The 15,456-nt window shown below is 68.5% G+C and carries 18 protein-coding genes and 1 tRNA gene; 5 read left to right on the forward strand and 14 right to left on the reverse strand.

Going from position 1 to position 15,456, the window contains the following annotated elements:
• Positions 1-192 precede the first annotated feature (192 nt).
• Complete coding sequence (locus KIK06_RS23475) at positions 193-459, forward strand: hypothetical protein (protein WP_268645125.1); 267 nt, start codon at positions 193-195, stop codon at positions 457-459.
• A 104-nt stretch (positions 460-563) separates the two neighbouring features.
• Here KIK06_RS23475 and KIK06_RS23480 read toward each other — a convergent pair whose 3' ends face one another.
• From KIK06_RS23480 to KIK06_RS23530, 11 genes are all read right to left on the reverse strand, one after another.
• Positions 564-1,262, reverse strand: a complete 699-nt coding sequence (locus tag KIK06_RS23480; protein WP_268645126.1) for a helix-turn-helix domain-containing protein — start codon at positions 1,260-1,262, stop codon at positions 564-566.
• Positions 1,259-1,921, reverse strand: a complete 663-nt coding sequence (locus KIK06_RS23485) for a hypothetical protein (protein WP_268645127.1) — start codon at positions 1,919-1,921, stop codon at positions 1,259-1,261. The genes KIK06_RS23480 and KIK06_RS23485 overlap by 4 nt, the downstream gene beginning before the upstream one ends.
• 72 nt (positions 1,922-1,993) lie before the next feature.
• Positions 1,994-2,260, reverse strand: a complete 267-nt coding sequence (locus tag KIK06_RS23490) for a hypothetical protein (RefSeq protein ID WP_268645128.1) — start codon at positions 2,258-2,260, stop codon at positions 1,994-1,996.
• Positions 2,253-2,657 (reverse strand): hypothetical protein, encoded by a 405-nt coding sequence (locus KIK06_RS23495; protein WP_268645129.1) that lies wholly within the window; start codon positions 2,655-2,657, stop codon positions 2,253-2,255. Before KIK06_RS23495 ends, KIK06_RS23490 begins: the two co-directional genes overlap by 8 nt.
• Before the next feature lie 84 nt (positions 2,658-2,741).
• Complete coding sequence (locus tag KIK06_RS23500) at positions 2,742-3,641, reverse strand: hypothetical protein (RefSeq protein ID WP_268645130.1); 900 nt, start codon at positions 3,639-3,641, stop codon at positions 2,742-2,744.
• On the reverse strand, positions 3,638-3,871 hold the full coding sequence (locus KIK06_RS23505; protein WP_268645131.1) for a hypothetical protein: 234 nt from the start codon (positions 3,869-3,871) through the stop codon (positions 3,638-3,640). The genes KIK06_RS23500 and KIK06_RS23505 overlap by 4 nt, the downstream gene beginning before the upstream one ends.
• On the reverse strand, positions 3,868-4,263 hold the full coding sequence (locus KIK06_RS23510) for a hypothetical protein (protein WP_268645132.1): 396 nt from the start codon (positions 4,261-4,263) through the stop codon (positions 3,868-3,870). The genes KIK06_RS23505 and KIK06_RS23510 overlap by 4 nt, the downstream gene beginning before the upstream one ends.
• 527 nt (positions 4,264-4,790) lie before the next feature.
• A complete protein-coding gene (locus KIK06_RS23515; RefSeq protein WP_268645133.1) occupies positions 4,791-7,676 on the reverse strand; it encodes a YfjI family protein in 2,886 nt (961 codons plus the stop codon).
• Positions 7,673-8,053: a hypothetical protein gene (locus KIK06_RS23520; protein ID WP_268645134.1), complete on the reverse strand. Its 381-nt coding sequence runs from the start codon at positions 8,051-8,053 to the stop codon at positions 7,673-7,675. The genes KIK06_RS23515 and KIK06_RS23520 overlap by 4 nt, the downstream gene beginning before the upstream one ends.
• Before the next feature lie 94 nt (positions 8,054-8,147).
• Positions 8,148-8,465: a hypothetical protein gene (locus KIK06_RS23525; protein ID WP_268645135.1), complete on the reverse strand. Its 318-nt coding sequence runs from the start codon at positions 8,463-8,465 to the stop codon at positions 8,148-8,150.
• A gap of 124 nt (positions 8,466-8,589) precedes the next feature.
• Positions 8,590-8,808, reverse strand: coding sequence for a helix-turn-helix transcriptional regulator (locus KIK06_RS23530; protein ID WP_268645136.1), 219 nt, complete (start codon positions 8,806-8,808; stop codon positions 8,590-8,592).
• Between the two features lie 384 nt (positions 8,809-9,192).
• Between KIK06_RS23530 and KIK06_RS23535 the strand changes: the two genes are divergently transcribed.
• A complete protein-coding gene (locus tag KIK06_RS23535; RefSeq protein ID WP_268645137.1) occupies positions 9,193-10,287 on the forward strand; it encodes a helix-turn-helix transcriptional regulator in 1,095 nt (364 codons plus the stop codon).
• A complete protein-coding gene (locus KIK06_RS23540; RefSeq protein WP_268645138.1) occupies positions 10,271-11,659 on the forward strand; it encodes a site-specific integrase in 1,389 nt (462 codons plus the stop codon). The genes KIK06_RS23535 and KIK06_RS23540 overlap by 17 nt, the downstream gene beginning before the upstream one ends.
• Before the next feature lie 95 nt (positions 11,660-11,754).
• Here the strand turns inward: KIK06_RS23540 and KIK06_RS23545 are convergent.
• Positions 11,755-11,843, reverse strand: a tRNA-Ser gene (locus KIK06_RS23545).
• Positions 11,844-11,912: 69 nt separating this feature from the next.
• Positions 11,913-12,440 carry a SigE family RNA polymerase sigma factor gene (locus KIK06_RS23550; RefSeq protein WP_017599135.1) on the reverse strand — a complete coding sequence of 176 codons (528 nt, stop codon included), beginning with the start codon at positions 12,438-12,440 and terminating at the stop codon, positions 11,913-11,915.
• Between the two features lie 306 nt (positions 12,441-12,746).
• On the opposite strand from KIK06_RS23550, the gene KIK06_RS23555 reads away from it, so the two are divergent.
• Positions 12,747-13,718, forward strand: a complete 972-nt coding sequence (locus KIK06_RS23555; protein ID WP_442789794.1) for a hypothetical protein — start codon at positions 12,747-12,749, stop codon at positions 13,716-13,718.
• Between the two features lie 2 nt (positions 13,719-13,720).
• Positions 13,721-14,710: a MauE/DoxX family redox-associated membrane protein gene (locus KIK06_RS23560; protein ID WP_268646147.1), complete on the forward strand. Its 990-nt coding sequence runs from the start codon at positions 13,721-13,723 to the stop codon at positions 14,708-14,710.
• Between the two features lie 27 nt (positions 14,711-14,737).
• On the opposite strand, the gene KIK06_RS23565 is transcribed toward KIK06_RS23560, so the two are convergent.
• Complete coding sequence (locus KIK06_RS23565; RefSeq protein WP_017599138.1) at positions 14,738-15,412, reverse strand: hypothetical protein; 675 nt, start codon at positions 15,410-15,412, stop codon at positions 14,738-14,740.
• Positions 15,413-15,456 lie beyond the last annotated feature (44 nt).

The following is a 15,456-nucleotide window of genomic DNA, read 5'->3' on the forward strand; positions in this document are numbered from 1 at the left end:
CGCCCCGGCTCGGCGCTCCCACCCCCCAGTGGCGCGGAGACGAGGACGGGACGGAGGGTCCCGGCCGCCTCCGCCCTTACAGGACGGCCGGGACGAGGGGGCGTCCGGCGGAGGAGCGTGAACCGCCGGGCACGTTTACGACGTCGCTACCACTCCAGATGGACACTGAGACCCCCTAATGGCAGGAGAGTCATGTCCAACCCAGCGGCACACGAAGCCATGAAGAAGAGCGGTTCCACCACGAAGCGTCTCGTCGCGAAGGCACAGAAAGCATGGGATGCCGGAGACAAAGAGGAGGCGCTCTTCCTCTCTCAGCAGGCGCATGCCTACGCGATCGGGAGCCTCCTCCAGCACGCCCCCGAGTTGGGGGCCATCGCCGAGGGAGCGAGCAACGATGTAGCGCAGACCCTCCGTGGTGCGCTTCGTCCGCTCAATGAAGCCCTAAAGCGCTCTGGCTGAAAGATGGAAACGGCGAAGGCCCGGTAGAACATCGCTCCCGGGCCTTGTGTGCCGTGCGGGCATAGCTCCGCTACGGCAACTTCATCACGAACTGTAGCAGTTCCTCAGGCAGCTAGGTTGCGGTCGGCGCGCTCGGAGATGAAGTCCATGATCTCCGGGGCCGGACGGAACCACTCGCCCTCGATCCGGTGGGCCTTGAACAGCTCGTGCAGCGCGGACTCGTGGGCGCGGCTCCCAGGCAGGGCTAGCAGGACCCGGTCGCCTTTCAGCGCGCGCAGTCGGGTGGGCAAGTTGGTGCTGTACCCGATCTTGATGCGGTCGCCGCGCCGGATGAAGTACACGACCGACTGGCGGGTGGGACCGGTGGCGGTGGTCATGCGGGCGGCTTCGATCAGGTCGCGCACGTACAGGTACGCGGCGGCCAGGTGTTCCACACACAACGGGGTGGGGGCGTCCTGCGGGGCCCTGTTGGTGCACCGCACGGGAAGGGCCTTGGGATCTTTCGGGGGGTGGCTCGCACGGCACATCGCCCCGCGCGTTCCAGCGGCCTCGGTGGCGAGGATGTTGGCGAGCATCTCCTGCGCCTGGTGCTGCCTGTCGGGGTCGAGCGCGGCCACCAGTAGCGGACTCCTCCACCGGTTGCACCGTTCGGCCTCGAACACGTCGGCGAGCCGGAAGGTGTTCTGCCGGCCCTTCTTACCGACGGGGGTGAGGTAGCCGCGGGACACCCACACGTTGACGGTGGCGGGGGCGACGCCCAGTTCTTCGGCGACCTGGTTGGTGGTGTACAGGGTCTCGGTCATGCGGGGATCCCTTCGAGGGCGGACCATTCGTGTCGGCGGGGGCGGTGTTCGTCGTGGCAGCCGCACGCCGGGTCGTCGCACCAGCAGCCGGGGTTCGCGCACACGACCACGCCCCGGTCGGGGAGTTCGCGCAGGGACCGTGCACCGCAGATGGGGCAGCGGTTGCGGAGCTGGCGGACGTCCTCGGTGTCGCCCAGGGCGTAGCGGACGCGGCGGTGGAGACGGCGAGTCTCGGACAGGACGTGGCCGAGGAGGTCGTCGTCGGCACCGACCTTGGTGAGCAGGGTGATGATCTGGGCGATGCGGCGCGGGTTGGTGGCGGACCGGCGGATGGTGGGGGCGACGCGGTCGCACACGGCGTCGAGGAGGTCGGCGAGGTCCGTTTCGACGTCGCGGAGGGTGTCGAGGACGATCAGGTCCGCGGGGGCGGGGGACGCTCCGATGGGGGCAAGGCCCTGGCGGAGTTGGTCGAAGGTCTCGGCCCGTTCGGCGGCGTGGCGGGCCCCGGCCTGGGCGATCTGCTCCGGCGACGGTCCCCATCCGGCCCACCGTCGGATTCGGCCGGCGCCCCTCAGGTCGCTGAGGTGGGCGAGGTCGGTGCGGAGCGCGGTGAGGGTCGCGCAGGTGGTGGCGGTGCGCTCGTGGTGGTAGCTGTCCATCTCATCCCCCGGGTGGTCGTGGTGGTCGGCGGGTGGGCCCGGGGCGCGGTTCGCGACGCCCCGGGCGGACGGTCACGTGGAGGGCTCGCAGTGATGTGCAGCGGCTGCTCGGATCATCGCGGCGAGCGTGTCCCCGGCGCGGATCAGCCGCACGAGGTGCCCCTCCTCGTCGGGGGTGGGGCGGTGGTAGAGCCAGGAGTAGCCGTCGTCGCGGTTGACGTAGAACTCGCTGAGTGCGGCGGTGTCGAGCTGCGCGAGGAGCTGGGCGACGCCTTCGTCGAAGCGGTCGGCGAGGTCGTTGATCCGGTCGGCGACCCGGCGGGCGGCGCGGTCATTCACGGGCGTTGTCCTCCTGGTTTCCGGTGAGCATGAGGGCGGCCTCGGCTTCGAGCAGCACGACCAGGGCGCGGTCGGTGCGCGGGGCTTGGTGTTCGAGGGCTAGGGCGAGGTCGTCTACGGCGGTGAACAGCACACCGATGGGGGACAGGCACCGGTCGTTGCCGAGTTGGTCGGCGGCCTGCACGACCCACCACAGTTCCTCGGCGAGCACCTCGGTGGTGGGGTTGTTCAGGATGCGGGGGAAGAGCAGGGACTCCTTGAGGTGGTCGGCGGCCGTGACGATCTCGGGGCGGAAGGGGGTGCCGTCGATGTGGCAGGCGAGTCGGACGGTCGCGACGAGGGTGTGGAGTTGCCCGGTGTCGACGGCGACGCGTTCGGGCGGGTCGATCAGCGGCATGGGCTGGTCCTCCCTGTGGGTGTGGAATCCTGTGGGGTGGACCGGGGCGTTATGGGCGCCCCGGTCCTTACTTGTTCAGGCCGGTCATCGGCAAGTGGGGCAGTTGAGTCGCCCGTCGGGGCGGACCTGCCAGGCGTCGGCTGGTTCCCACTCCTCCTGGTCGGTGCGGCCCGCGGTCACGGCGGCGGCGATCGCCTCGGCCGCGGTCGCGTAGTGGCGGCCGTTGCCTTCCCAACTCGTTCGGTGGGTCCCGCAGGTGGCGCACACCGCGGCCCGGCAGGTGCCGGTGTGGCGGACGGGGGTGTGGTCGGGGTCGACGAACCCCTCCTCGGCGAGCTTGGCCCGGTGGGCTTCGGCTTCTTCCCGGGTGGGCCAGTGGCCGTTGGCGTCCATGCGGGTGAGTTCCCGGGTGGGGTCGGCGAGGGTCCAGCATCCGGTGACGGCGACGGTGGCGAGCGCGGAAAGGTCGCCGGGTGTGGTGGGTGTAGCTACACCCGGTGGTGCCCACGCGATGTCGTAGTCGATGCCGTCGAGGACTTCCAGGAGCGGGCCGCGGCCTTCGAGGTAGTTCTGGAGGGTGACGGTCTGCCCGTCGGCTACCAGGACGGGGTCGATCATGCCGGTGCCGTAGTTGGAGGCGAGGGCGGCCCAGGCGACGATCGGGGAGGCCCACGACTGTCCGCCCTGGGTGAGGATGATGGTCCATCCGGGGGTGGCGGGGGTGAGGTTGAGGACCGTGCCGGGGGCGGGCTGGTTGGCTGTGGCCCGGATGTTGTCGGGGGTGACGTCGAGGTTCACGCACCCGTGGTGGGCGGGTCCGGCGTTGTCGGGGCAGAAGTGCCACCGGCCGTGGTCGAGGGTGGTGCACTCCTCGTTGGGCGGCGGGGCGGAATGCTTCTCACTCCCGACCATGTGCACCCCTGGGTCGATATGGCCCTGAGCTGCGTTTTTCTGCGATCCCGGGAAGTTCTCAGTGACGGTCACGGGGTCTCCTTCGTCTTGCTGTCGAGCTGGTGGATGAGGTCGGCGACGTTCTCGCGGAGCTCGTCGGGGAGGGTGGAGGCGGCGAGCATCCGCAGGGCGGCCTTGACGGTGCGGGCCTCGCGCAGGACCACGAGGGCGCACCCGGCGGCTTTCCTCGCGTCGCTGTTCGCTGGGGCCGCGAGGTGTCGGGCGCGCGCGGCGTCGGCCAGGTGCGCGAGCGGGGCGGTCACTGGATGCCCCTGATGGCCTTGGCGAGCTGTTGGATCCCGTCAGCCAGGAGGGTGTCCTTGTCGGCCCGGAGGTCGGTGGCGATCTCGGTAACGGCGGCGGCCTGCACGGCCGGCAACCAGTCGGCGAGCAGCTTCATGAAGTCGGGGAGGGTCGTCGCTCCGGTGACCTCGTACCGCTCGGGAAAGTCGACGATCACCAGGTACGAGGGGGACTCGGCTCGGTGGTAGGCGATGAGGGCGAGTGAGGCGTGCACGTTGCGGCCGTACTCGGAGAAGGCTTCGTAGCCCGAGGTGTGGAGTTCCGCGTCGAGGTCTTTGGTGAGGTCGATGGGCGACGGGGTGGTGGTCCAGTCGCCGTGCTGGAGGACGGGGATGCGGGGTGGATTGTTCATGAGGTGCTCCGTTCGGTGTCCGGGACATCGGGTGGTCCCGGATGTCTCTTGGGGTCTGACCTGCTATTTCCTGTGATCTCGGGGAGTTGTGATTGACGTCCGGGACGGCAGGTCCCGGATGTGGTTAGCGGTGGTGACCTGGGGTTTCGGTGGTCTGGGAGAGACGTCCGGGACATCCGGGACCTTCTTGGGGTGTGAGAGTTGGAGTGTGACCTTGTGTGCTCGAATGAGGGTCAAAAATTACAGAGAGTAGTAGTTACTATGAAATGGATTTATATAGAGGAGGTCCCGGATGTCCCGGATATCTCCGTGAGCGGTTGTTTTCGCAGGTGAGAGGGCTGAGACATCCGGGACCTGTGCGTCCCGGATGTCTCCCCGGATGTCCCCGAACGTCGAGAAACCGCAGGTCACCGCGCCCGGGACATCCGGGACCTCGAAGTCCCCGGATGTTCCACCGCTGAGCAGGGCCAACACAGCAGCCCGCCCACATGCAGGTCCCGGATGTCCCGGACATGTCCCGAACGCGGTCACAGCCGCTCCTCCAACAGCTCCGGGTGGACCACGAACGACCCATCGGGCATCCGCCGACCGGCCTTGTCGAAGCGCTGAACGCTCGCCAGCCACCCCTGGATCGCCAACCGGCCCAGCACCGTGCGGATCCCGTCGGCGCCGTGCTGCTGCACCCACTTGCGGCGCTTCATCCCGGACCGGATCTCATCGAGCGTCACCACGTCCTTCTTGTGGCGCCGCAGCCACGCCAGGACGTTTTCCTCGGCCTCCTGCCGGGTGCCCTTGCCTCCGCCAGCCCGGGTGCCCAGGACCTCCAGAGCGTGCTCGATGGCGTACTCTGCGATCTCGATCGCGTGGCTCATGGTGAGCTCAGAGATGGGCGTCTCAAGCTCGCTCCCACCGAGCAGATGTAGGAGCGCCGCGATCCGGTACGTGGTTCCCGGAAGCTTGTTCGCCCACCCCTCGATCACCGCCAGGTCGCCGGTGTTCGGGTTGATGCGCTTCTCGATTCCGGCCCTCCACCGAAGGTGCAGTCCTTCGGCCTCGGTGCCCACGAACAGACACCGGGACAGGACCGGTTCGCCTTCGGAGTCGAACTTCCCGCCTCCGGGGAGGACCTGGAAGAACGCGGCCCGGATGGCGTGCTCCCAGGACTGCTTCAGGTACTCGGGGACCTTGGGCGGCCGGGGGTCCCGGTGTCCGGCCAGGGATTCCGGCTGTGCGAACAGGACCCGGTTGAGTAGGCCGCGGTCGAGCACGGCCTTTGAGGAGGCCACGTCGTCGATCACGACTGGCTGCACGGCGAGGTTGACTGACAGGGAAGGGCGCTCGACTTCGAACGCTTCCCGGCCGACCCGGTCGACCCTGTAGGGCTCGGTCGAGTCGTAGGAGATCAGGACGAGTTCGAGGTTGGGGACCCCTTTGGAGTAGCGGCCGGACACGTTGCCGAGGAAGCCGCCTTCGGCGGAGATCAGCCCGATGTGACCGCCGACGCGCTTCATGATGATGCCGAGGGCTTCGGGTAGGACGTCGCCGACGAGGAGCTGGGGACGAGGAGGCGGTTCAGCCTCGCGCATCTCCTGTTTGGCGCTGTCGAGGTCGGCGAGGAGGTTCTTGCGCTTGTCCCCGCTGGCCTCGACGAGTTTGCTGACGATCTTGTCCTTGGTCTTGACGGCGATCTCGTAGAGCTCTTCGCGGTCGCCGAAGTCCTTGTCCCACGCCTGGCGGAGTTCCTTCTCCAACGCTCGGACCGGTGCGGTGATGGCGTCGAACGCGGGTGACTTGCCGCCACCGGAGCCGAGGATGGAGATGGTCCACAGGTTCAGAGTCTTCTCGGTCCAGTGCCCCTCGACCATGGCGTGCCCGCCGACGAGGGTGGGCAGGGTGCCCAGGACCGTGAGGGCGACCAGGTCGATGGGGACGCGGGTGAAGGTGGCGACGGCCTCGGCGAACTTCCCGATGTCGCCCGGCAGGGTGTGCACTGGGAAGGTGGGCAGGAGCCTGGTGTCAGCGTCGCTGGGCGACGGCCACGGGAGGGCCCGGACGTCTTCGACGTTGGCGAACACACCCCTGATCACCTGTTGGTCTTCTGCGGCCAGGGTGGCGGAGCGGACGTCTGTGTGCCGCGGGCGATCCCCAGGGGGCTCCCTGAAGTCCTCGTCGCTCCCGCCTGAGCCCTCCCAGGGATCTTCGGGGGGCTCCTCTTCGGTTGGTGGGGTGGATCGGGTTCGGCAGTTGTCCTTGATCTCGGCGAGGGCCTGCCGGGGCAGCCGTCGGGCAGCCGTTGAGGCGCGAGGGTCGTCGAGGGCAGCCCAGCGGAGGTCACGGGCGGCGGCCTTCTCGTCCCCGCCATGGTTGAGGTGGGTGAACAGTCGCCCCATCGTGAGGGGCTTGCCAGCGTGCTCCTCCACGGTGGGCAGGCCAGCAGACTCGGAGAACACGTTGAGGGTGGGGACGCCGTTGTAGCCGGCGCGCGCGGAGTACTTCGAGGTGGAGTCGCCGGGACGCAGCCACAGTTCAGCACCGTGGTCGTTGCCGACGTTCGTCCACCCGTGGGGGGTGAGCAGATCGGCCCATGTACAGGTGCGGGCCAGGACATCGAATGGTCCGTCGCCCTCGGCCCTTGAGGTCCGCTTCGGCTGGGTGAACTGGGGTGCGGCCTGGGCGGACACGGGGTGCGCGGCTTCGACGGCACCGATTGCCTCTCGGATCTCCTCCAGCGTGTAGACCAGTCCGGAGTGGGCGCCCACAGCCATCCGGTTCGTGCCGGGCTTCCTGTTGATGGTTCCTGGGACCCGAAGGACCCGGGCGAGATCCGATACGCCGGACCCGTAGGACCACCCGAGCTTCTCGCTGGTCGCCCGCAGTCCCCGGTGCCAGCGGCGCGAGAGCTCTTTGATTTCCTCGCGGGCCTCACGGCCGGACACGTCGACCGGGTCCCGCAGGACTACGTGGTGGTAGAGGCCACCGCCGGAGTTCACCAGGATGGTCGGCTCGGGGTACCCCGCGGCTTCGTATACCCGGCGCGCGGCGGCCTCATCGGGGGGAAGGTTGCCGTCCTTGTGGCCCGCGCCGGCATAGTCGACGTCGGTCCAGAACCCGAAGAACGTGTGGGAGTCGTCTGCGCCACCGCGCTTGCCTGGCTCCAACGGTCGGACGAGTGTGGTGGGACGGGCGTAGACCCCTTCGACGCCGGTGGCGTCACGTTGCCCGATGAGTTCGGTAGCTGCCTGGATGCCCTGCCAGTCGGTGGTGAAGGTCTGCCCGGTCCAGTCGCCCTTGAATGCGATGTGTAGGAGGCCGGGGGCGTCGCCGTAGTAGGTGGCCAGGAACTCCCGGACCGCGTCGAGGTCGGCCCGCAGCGGTGCGCTGACCGCTGCGGGCGTCGTCGGGGTGTTGTTCACGCCCCGCCCTCCCGCTCCAGGACGTCGGCGGGCAGGTATCCGTCTCGGGCCTGGCGTTCCAGTGAGGCGCGGCGTACTGCGCGGGACTCGGCGTCGTGGATGCGGAAGCTGCGCTCGATGTCGATGGCCTGCTCGACAGCGTTGTGCATGTAGGCCAGCCCGGTTCCGTGGGCCTGGATGAAGACGTCGTCGGCGTCCGCCATCGCCGCCCCCAGGTTGATGAAGGCGTCGCTGTCGACGAAGCGGACCTCACCGAGGATGAGGACGGTGACGGTCGCCCCGGTCGCGCCTGCCCTGGTAGTGGGGATGTGGTGTCTGGTGAGGTGTCCGTCGTCGACCTGGATGACGTAGCTGGGCTGGATGTGGATCTTGGTCATGCGGCTCTTCCCCCGAAGTCCGAGTGCGGTGGTGGTCCGGTCCGAGGGCGGGCAGTCGCCTCCTTCTGGGAGGTGACTGCCCGCCCGGTGGGGGTCAGGCGACCGCGCCCTGGGCGAACTCGGGCCGGTAGCGCGCGACGGTGTCCGGCGCGGCGGCCAGGAGCTCGTCGGGGTTGATGTCGCGGGTGGCGGCGATGAAGAGCACCGTCATGCCCTCGGGGGTGGTGAGCAGGGCGGGGCCGCTGCCGTTGCGGGCCGTCCAGTCGGGGTCGAGCTGGACCATGACGGTGATGGTGTGGCCGTTCACGGTGATCTCGCCGAGGTGGGCGGTGGTGAAGTCGCCGCCGTTGGGGTGCGGGTGGGTCACCCAGGTGACGGTCGGGCTGGTGCTGTTGTGCGTGCTCGTGTGCACGGATCCCCCTGAATCGGGTACGCCTCATGGCCGGACGGCGCGGTGCGTCGTCGGCGGAGGCGCAGGTGAAGAAGGGGCCGGCGGCTCAGGCCGGCAGGGGGCGCGTCAGAGGCGCCAGGTGTGGCTATGCGCTGGCGCGGCGGGCCTGGTCGGCGAGGCGCTCGGCCTCGAGGTGCGCGAGGACGTCAGCCTTCCATGCCACGACGCGGCGGCCTGAGCGAAACAGGTAGGGGGTCTGCCCGTTGTGGCGCAGCCAGCGCAGGGTGGCCTCGGACGTGCGCATGAGTTCAGCGACCTCGGGGAGCAGGAGGAGCTGGTCGTTGTCCCTGTTGGGGGAGGTCACGGCGGGTTCACCGGAATGCGATTGGGTGGCTCCTGTAGCCTGGAGAGGCATGCCTTAGTCCGATCAGTTGCTTGCCGGTAGCTGTCGAGTCGGTGTGCCCGGGCCGGTAGGGGGTGTAGGAGTCCCTTGCCGGCCCTTCGTCGTTCCCGGGTAGGAGACCGAGAACACCACCAACGGAAGCCACACTAACACCACGGCGACAAACTTCCGCGATGGAAGCTCGGTTCAGTGCACAGATTCTTCATTTTTGGAGGAATCTCCAAAGTCTGACTATGCACAAATTGGTTGGATGGCGTTGACAATGATGGGTATCCGTTGCGACACTCCTAGAGATAGGGGGCGTTCCGAGTCCCCTGCGCTTCCCCATGGACAAGGATGGTCGCCGTGTCTACCCCACAGACGCCCAGGTTGGGCGAGGTCTTCTTTCAACGCCGTGAAGCAGTGGGTGTCAGCCAAGCGGAGCTCGCTTGGCTGGCTAGGGTGAGCCGGAACACGATCTCGAACCTTGAACGTGGCAAAGGTGCCAGCCAAAACACCATCCGTAACGTGGCTCGCGTATTGGGGGGCGATTACTGGGACTTCCTCAGTTGGGAGAGTCGGGCCCACGAGCAAGCTACCGATGAGGTGTACGACTACGAGCCGATGGACCCGGCGGGGTCCTGGCTGATCCTTGAAGAGCAGGTTCGGGCGGTCCTGCGCGTAATCATTCGTTCGCGAGGAGATCAGCCAAGGGTGGCTCGGGGGATGGCAGATGCATGGATGAATTACAACTCAGCTCTTGCTGATCTGCAACTGCCAATGCCTAGTGAAGCGATGTTTGAGCGTGCTGCAGAGGAGCGCCAGGATTCGTTCAATGCACTCCGCAGGGATCTGGTCCCGTGCCTCCTTGGGGCGGAGGACGAGGGAGTTGTCTCGTGGCTTGAGGACAACGGATGGACCCCCGAAGATGACCTGCCAGCCGAGCGGCAAGCGGAGGCGGCTGTGCAGACGCCCACCGCCGGTGAGCAGTCCGGGGGCACGGCCTCCCTGGCCCTAGAGGACATGTTCACTCAGTTCGTGAAGGCGTGGGAAACGAAGGCGATCCCCACGTCGAATGTTCAAACTAAATCGGATGCCTTCTCGAAACTTCCGATGCTTGTCCAGAACGAACTCATGGCCAATGACGTTGGGAACGCTGTCGTGGATCACCCTGGAGGTGCTCCTGGGGTGACACACATCCTCCTCACTCTGACCAACGAAAATTCCCCAAGGTTCGATCAAAAGAAAGCACTCGACTCTCTCGGTGATGCCTTGTGTGCCAATAGAATTGCGCTTGATGTGATGTACAAGTTCGATGATCGACAGCCCACGCTGGACGAAGTGGTCGACACCGTCCGCGCCGCGATGTGGACGTATGGGGCCGGCAGGCGATCGGACGGTTGGAACCTGGACACTGAGCGCTACGGACAGAAGGAGAGCTCTGATGGCTCGACCGAGTAACGGACAGGTGGTCAAGCGGTGCGCGTGCCGCGACCCCGAAACCAACAAGCAGCTCGGAGCTAAGTGCTCAAAGCTGTCCAAGCGCGACCACGGAGCCTGGTGGGCCCGGTACACAGCCCCCACCAGCGAGGACGGCAAGCGGCGCCGCCCGTGGATCGGCCCCTACGACACCAAGACCGAGGCCAACACCGAGCTGCGCAAAGCCGTCAATGAGGTGGAGGAGCTCGGCTTCGTCCCCGACCGCACCGTCACCGTCGAGGCATATCTGCGGTCATGGCTCGAAGGTAAGAAGGGGCTGAAGCAGTCCACCCTCGACTCCTACACCGAGGCGTGCGAGCTCTACTACATCCCCGGCCTGGGCCACCTGAAGCTCACCGAGCTCCGAGACCACCACCTGGCAGCGCTCTACAAAGCCATGGGGCAGATCAACAACCTGCCCGAGGGAGAGAATGCATCAGAGATGCTGCGAAGGCTTCTCGCGGCGCGTGCGCTCGCTCCTAAGGTCAAGCTCGCCGAAGGTGAGAAGCCGGGGCTCAAGCGCAAGCGACCTCTGACCGCAGCTCGCATCCGACGCATCCACGCAGTGATCTCCTCAGCGTTGGGCAGCGCTGTGAAGCGCAAGCTCATCACGGTCAACCCGGCCGCGTTCGTGGAGCTGCCCAAGGCGAAGAAGTCCCGCCCGCTGGTGTGGACTGCTGAGCGGGTGCGCCGCTGGGAGGAGACGGACAAGCGGCCGGCGCGCGTGATGGTGTGGACTCCCCAGCAGGCCGGGGTGTTCCTCGACTACGCCGAGTCCACGCACGAGCGGCTGTTCTCCCTCTTCCACCTGGTGATCACCCGGGGGTTGCGCCGCGGTGAGGTGGCGTCGGCTCTGTGGGTGGACACCGACCTGGATGAGGCGAAGACCATGAGCGTGCTCGCCGGGCCGGACGACGAGGACGAGGGCCCCAAGACCGAGAAGTCGGTGCGCACCTTCAGCTTGGACGACGCGAACATCACTCTGCTGCGCAAATGGCGCGCGGTGCAGAACGCCGAGCGTCTGGCGGCCGGTGAGGACTGGGTCGACTCGGGGCTGATCTTCACCCGCCCGGACGGGTCACCGATCCGGGACGAGTACCTCAGCGAGCGCTTCGCGGCCGTGTCGAAGGCCGCGGGGTTGCCGCCGATCCGGTTCCACGACGCGCGCCACTGCGCGGCCAGCTTCGCTCTGGCGGCCGGAGTAGACATGAAGGTGGTGTCGGCGACGCTGGGGCACTCGCGCTACAGCTTCACGGCGGACACCTACACGTCGGTGGTGCCGGAGGTCGCGGCGGCGGCTGCGGAGGCCACGACGGCGATCATCCCCCGTGGGCAGAGGTTGGGCAGAGTGTGAGCCCTACGGGACGTTTGGCCTCACATTGGCCTCACATCCTGCCCTCTGGCAGAACGAAAGGGCCCCGCTCGATGAGCGAGACCCCTCGTGACCTGCGGAGGATCGGGGATTTGAACCCCGGAAGGCGTTGCCACCTAACCGCATTAGCAGTGCGGCGCCATAGACCTGACTAGGCGAATCCTCCTGGCTGTGACAAGGGTACAGACCTCATGGGGTGCTGCGCAAAACGAATCGGGAGGCTCCCCCTCGGCCGTCATCCGATGGCGCGCTCGATGATCAGGTCGGCGTCGCGGCGGAGCTTCTCCACCGCCCTGGACAGGGTGCTCTTGACCGTGCCGAGCGTCACCCCCATCCGCTGGGCGATCTGCGCCTCCGTCAGGTCGTCGTAGTACCTGAGCACGACCGTCGTGCGCTGGCGGTCGGGCAGCTTCTCGATGGCCCGCTCCACGACGTCGGCGAGGTCGCTGCGCCACGTCGGGTCGTCGACCCTCTGCTCGGGGATGTCGTCGGTCGGGTACACGTCCAGGTGGCTGCGGCGCCATTCGGAGATCTGCGTGTTGACCATCGCCCGGCGCACGTAACCGTCCCGGGCCCGCGGGTTCGCGATGCGGTCCCAGGCGAGGAAGGTCTTGACGAGCGCGGCCTGCAACAGGTCCTCGGCGTCCGCGTGACTGTTGGTCAGCGACCTCGCCATCCTCAGCAGCGCGGGGCCCCGTTCCTCCACATAGCGGCTGAACTCGTCGTACCGGGGCGTCCGGGTCGTTCCCCCCACACCGACCACCGACTTTCAGGCGCGCTCGTGAGCTCAGTCACTTTTCTTCCTCTCACTCTCACACAGCAAACGCAAACATCCAGGAACTTACGCACCACGTGCTGACAAACCGCATGTATGGGGCAATTCGCGCGGTGGCCACGAGCGCCCGTCCCAACTGGGACGCTGCCGCCATGGCCGTCGCGACCGGGGCAATGCCTGGGACATGTCACCGGCACGAACCGGTGCGGGTCGGCGTGTGAGCGCCCGAACGGGGTCGTGAGCAGGACAATGGGCACTGAGTGACGAGTCGGGTGACAAGGGGGCGCGGACGACATGTCAGTGATGACTGGGAGGGGGAGCGATCGCAGGCGGTTCACCGCGGCGGTGCTCGGCCCCGACGCCGTTCCCGAACCCCTCCCGCTCAGCGACCGCGTCGCCCGCGGCGTCGTCGTCGACGTCACCTCCTACATGCTGTGCCTGGCCACCACGCGGGGGGAGGAGCGCTTCCTCTTCGAACGGGTGACCTCCTTCTGGAAGGGCGACGAGGCCGACCCCACCGATCTGAGCCCCGGCGACGACGCGGTCGTCCTGTGCTCCCACGACGGCCGCCTGGTCGCCGAACGGGTGTGGGCCCAGCCCGCCCGCGCCACCGGGGTCATCGTCGGTGTCGAGGGCGAGGAGCTGGAGATCGACCCGGGCCACGGTCGTCCGCGGGTGCCCGTGGTCGTCCCCTACCGCTCCTCCGGCCGGATCGGCGTCCGCCACCCGCGCCTGGAGCCCGGCTACGTCTTCGACGCGATCGGCGTGTGGCGCGCGGGCGCGGTCTGGGCGACGCGCCCCGCCACCACCCAGCCCCCGTATCAGCTCCACGCCACGCCGCACCGGCCGCCCACGCTCCAGTACGCCGATACCGTCAGTGGGATCGCCACGTGGTACGACCCCGTGCTCGGGCGCTCGTCCCACCTGGACCCCCGCGCCCTGGCCAACGCCGCGGCCTACCCGGCGATCGACCCCGTCGGGCACAGCGAGGGGTGCGACCGGCGTACCCCGTGCGCGCCCCTGCCGCTGCTGTCCACCGGCGCCACCCTGCGCCTGCGCAACGACTGCACGCGCGACACCACGGTGGTGCCCGTGGTCGACTGCGCCGCCGCCGACAGCTGGATCTGCGACCTGTGCCCGACGTGTGGCGGTCAGGGAGCGGGCCGGATCGCCTCCCTCACCATGACCGCGTTCGTCGCCCTCGGAGGGCGGCTGGAGGACGGCTGCTTCAACGCGACCGTGACCGTCGCCCAGGGGGAGGGATGACCATGCTGCCCGAGATCGTCGACGTGGTCCGCGAGGTCCAGCTACCGCTGCTGGCGGTTCTGCTGCTGTTCGGCGCCGTCGCCAAGACCACCACCGGGGCCGCCATGTCCGGCCTGGCCGTCCTGCTGAACGAACGCCTGCGCAGACCGGTCACGGTGGCGTCAGGACTTCTGGAGGCCGTGCTCGCCGCCGGTCTGCTGGTTCTGGCGGGAACACCGGGCGGTCTGGCGCGCGCCGGTACGGCGGCCCTGTTCGCCGTGTCGGTCGGCGTCCTGCTCCTCGCGCGCCGACGCGACCCCGAGGCGGGCTGCGGGTGTTTCGGCGGACTGAGCCGGGCCCCGATCGGCTGGCGCACGCTGACCCGCGCCGGGCTGCTCTCGGTCGCCGCCCTGTCCACGCTCGGCCTCGACCCGACGGGGTGGCAGGTCGTCACCGACCCGACCGCCACGCACGCCGTGGTCATGGGTGTGGAGCTGGCCGTGCTGGCGGTGCTCAGCCCCGAGCCACGGGAGCTGGCGACGCGCCTCCTCAACCGGGAGCCCTGCGCCCTGCGGCCGGTCTCGCGGCGCAGGACCATGGCGCGGTTGCGCTCCAGCGACGTCTGGCGCACCAACCGGCCCGTGCTGCTCGGTACCGAGCCGGAGGACGTGTGGCGGCACGGCTGCTGGCGCTTCCTCCGCTACGACGGCATGCGGCACGGCCGCCGCGTGGACGTGGTCTTCGCGGTCCGGGTCGGCGGACGCGGGCGGACCGCCGTGCGGGCGGTGCTCGTGGACCGGGCGAGCGGGACCGTGGCCGCCTCCTTCGGCGCCGTGACCACGCGCCCGTTGCAGGGCCCGCCCCGCAGACTGCCGCGCCCCCGTGCGGCGGCCAAGCGGGACGAGGCGGTCCGCGACGCCGAACGGCAGGCCCGTGGGCTGCGTGCGGCCCGGGAGCACCCCGCCGCACGGCCGACCGGAGAGAGGGAGACCGACACGGGCCAGCTCGCGTGAGCGCGGTCCGGGCCACGCCGCCGCGGGTCAGCCGAGCATCTGGTCCTGTCGGTCGATGGCGGCCTCGGTGAACGCCGTCAGCATCTCCTCGTAGTCGGCCTCGTCGCCGCCGCCGAGGATGGAGGTCATGCCCAGCAGCGTGCCGTTGCGGTACATGACGCTGAGCATACGGCTCTCCTCCTCGCCGGTGCGCACCTCGATCAGGAACGCGCGCGACCCGTCGCCCATCTCGGGCATGTCGAGGTCGCGCACGCCGTACTCCGAGGACGTACCGTCGGCGTAGGTGGCGTTGTAGGACTCGCAGGAGCCGGGCGGTTCGACCGCCATCGCTTCGACGGCGGTCTCCTCGTCGACTTCGACCAGCATGCTGGACACCGAGCCCTCGGGCCACTCGTAGGCGGCCACCGACGCGGGCGCGCCGCGCACGCCGTCGAGGTCGCCCCAGCGGTTGGCGGCGTCCACGCATTCGGGTTTGTCGATCTCGGTGGACTCGCGGACCTGCTCGCTGTACTGCACGGTGGCGAGCTCGGAGTAGGTGCCGCTCTCGCTGCCCTCGGGCAACAGGGTGGCATCGCGGACGGACGTGGGCTGGGCCTCCTGCAGCCGGGTGGCGGCCTCGGCGTTGGGGTCGGCCGGGGGCTGTTCCTCCTCCGCGGAGCCGCCGCCGCACGCGGTGAGTGAGAGGCCGATGGATAGGGTCATGGGGAGGGCCAGTGAGCGGATGAATCGCCGACTCCTGCGCACAC

This window comes from Nocardiopsis sp. EMB25 (genome assembly GCF_026797795.1).
Classification (GTDB): Bacteria; Actinomycetota; Actinomycetes; order Streptosporangiales; family Streptosporangiaceae; genus Nocardiopsis; species Nocardiopsis lucentensis.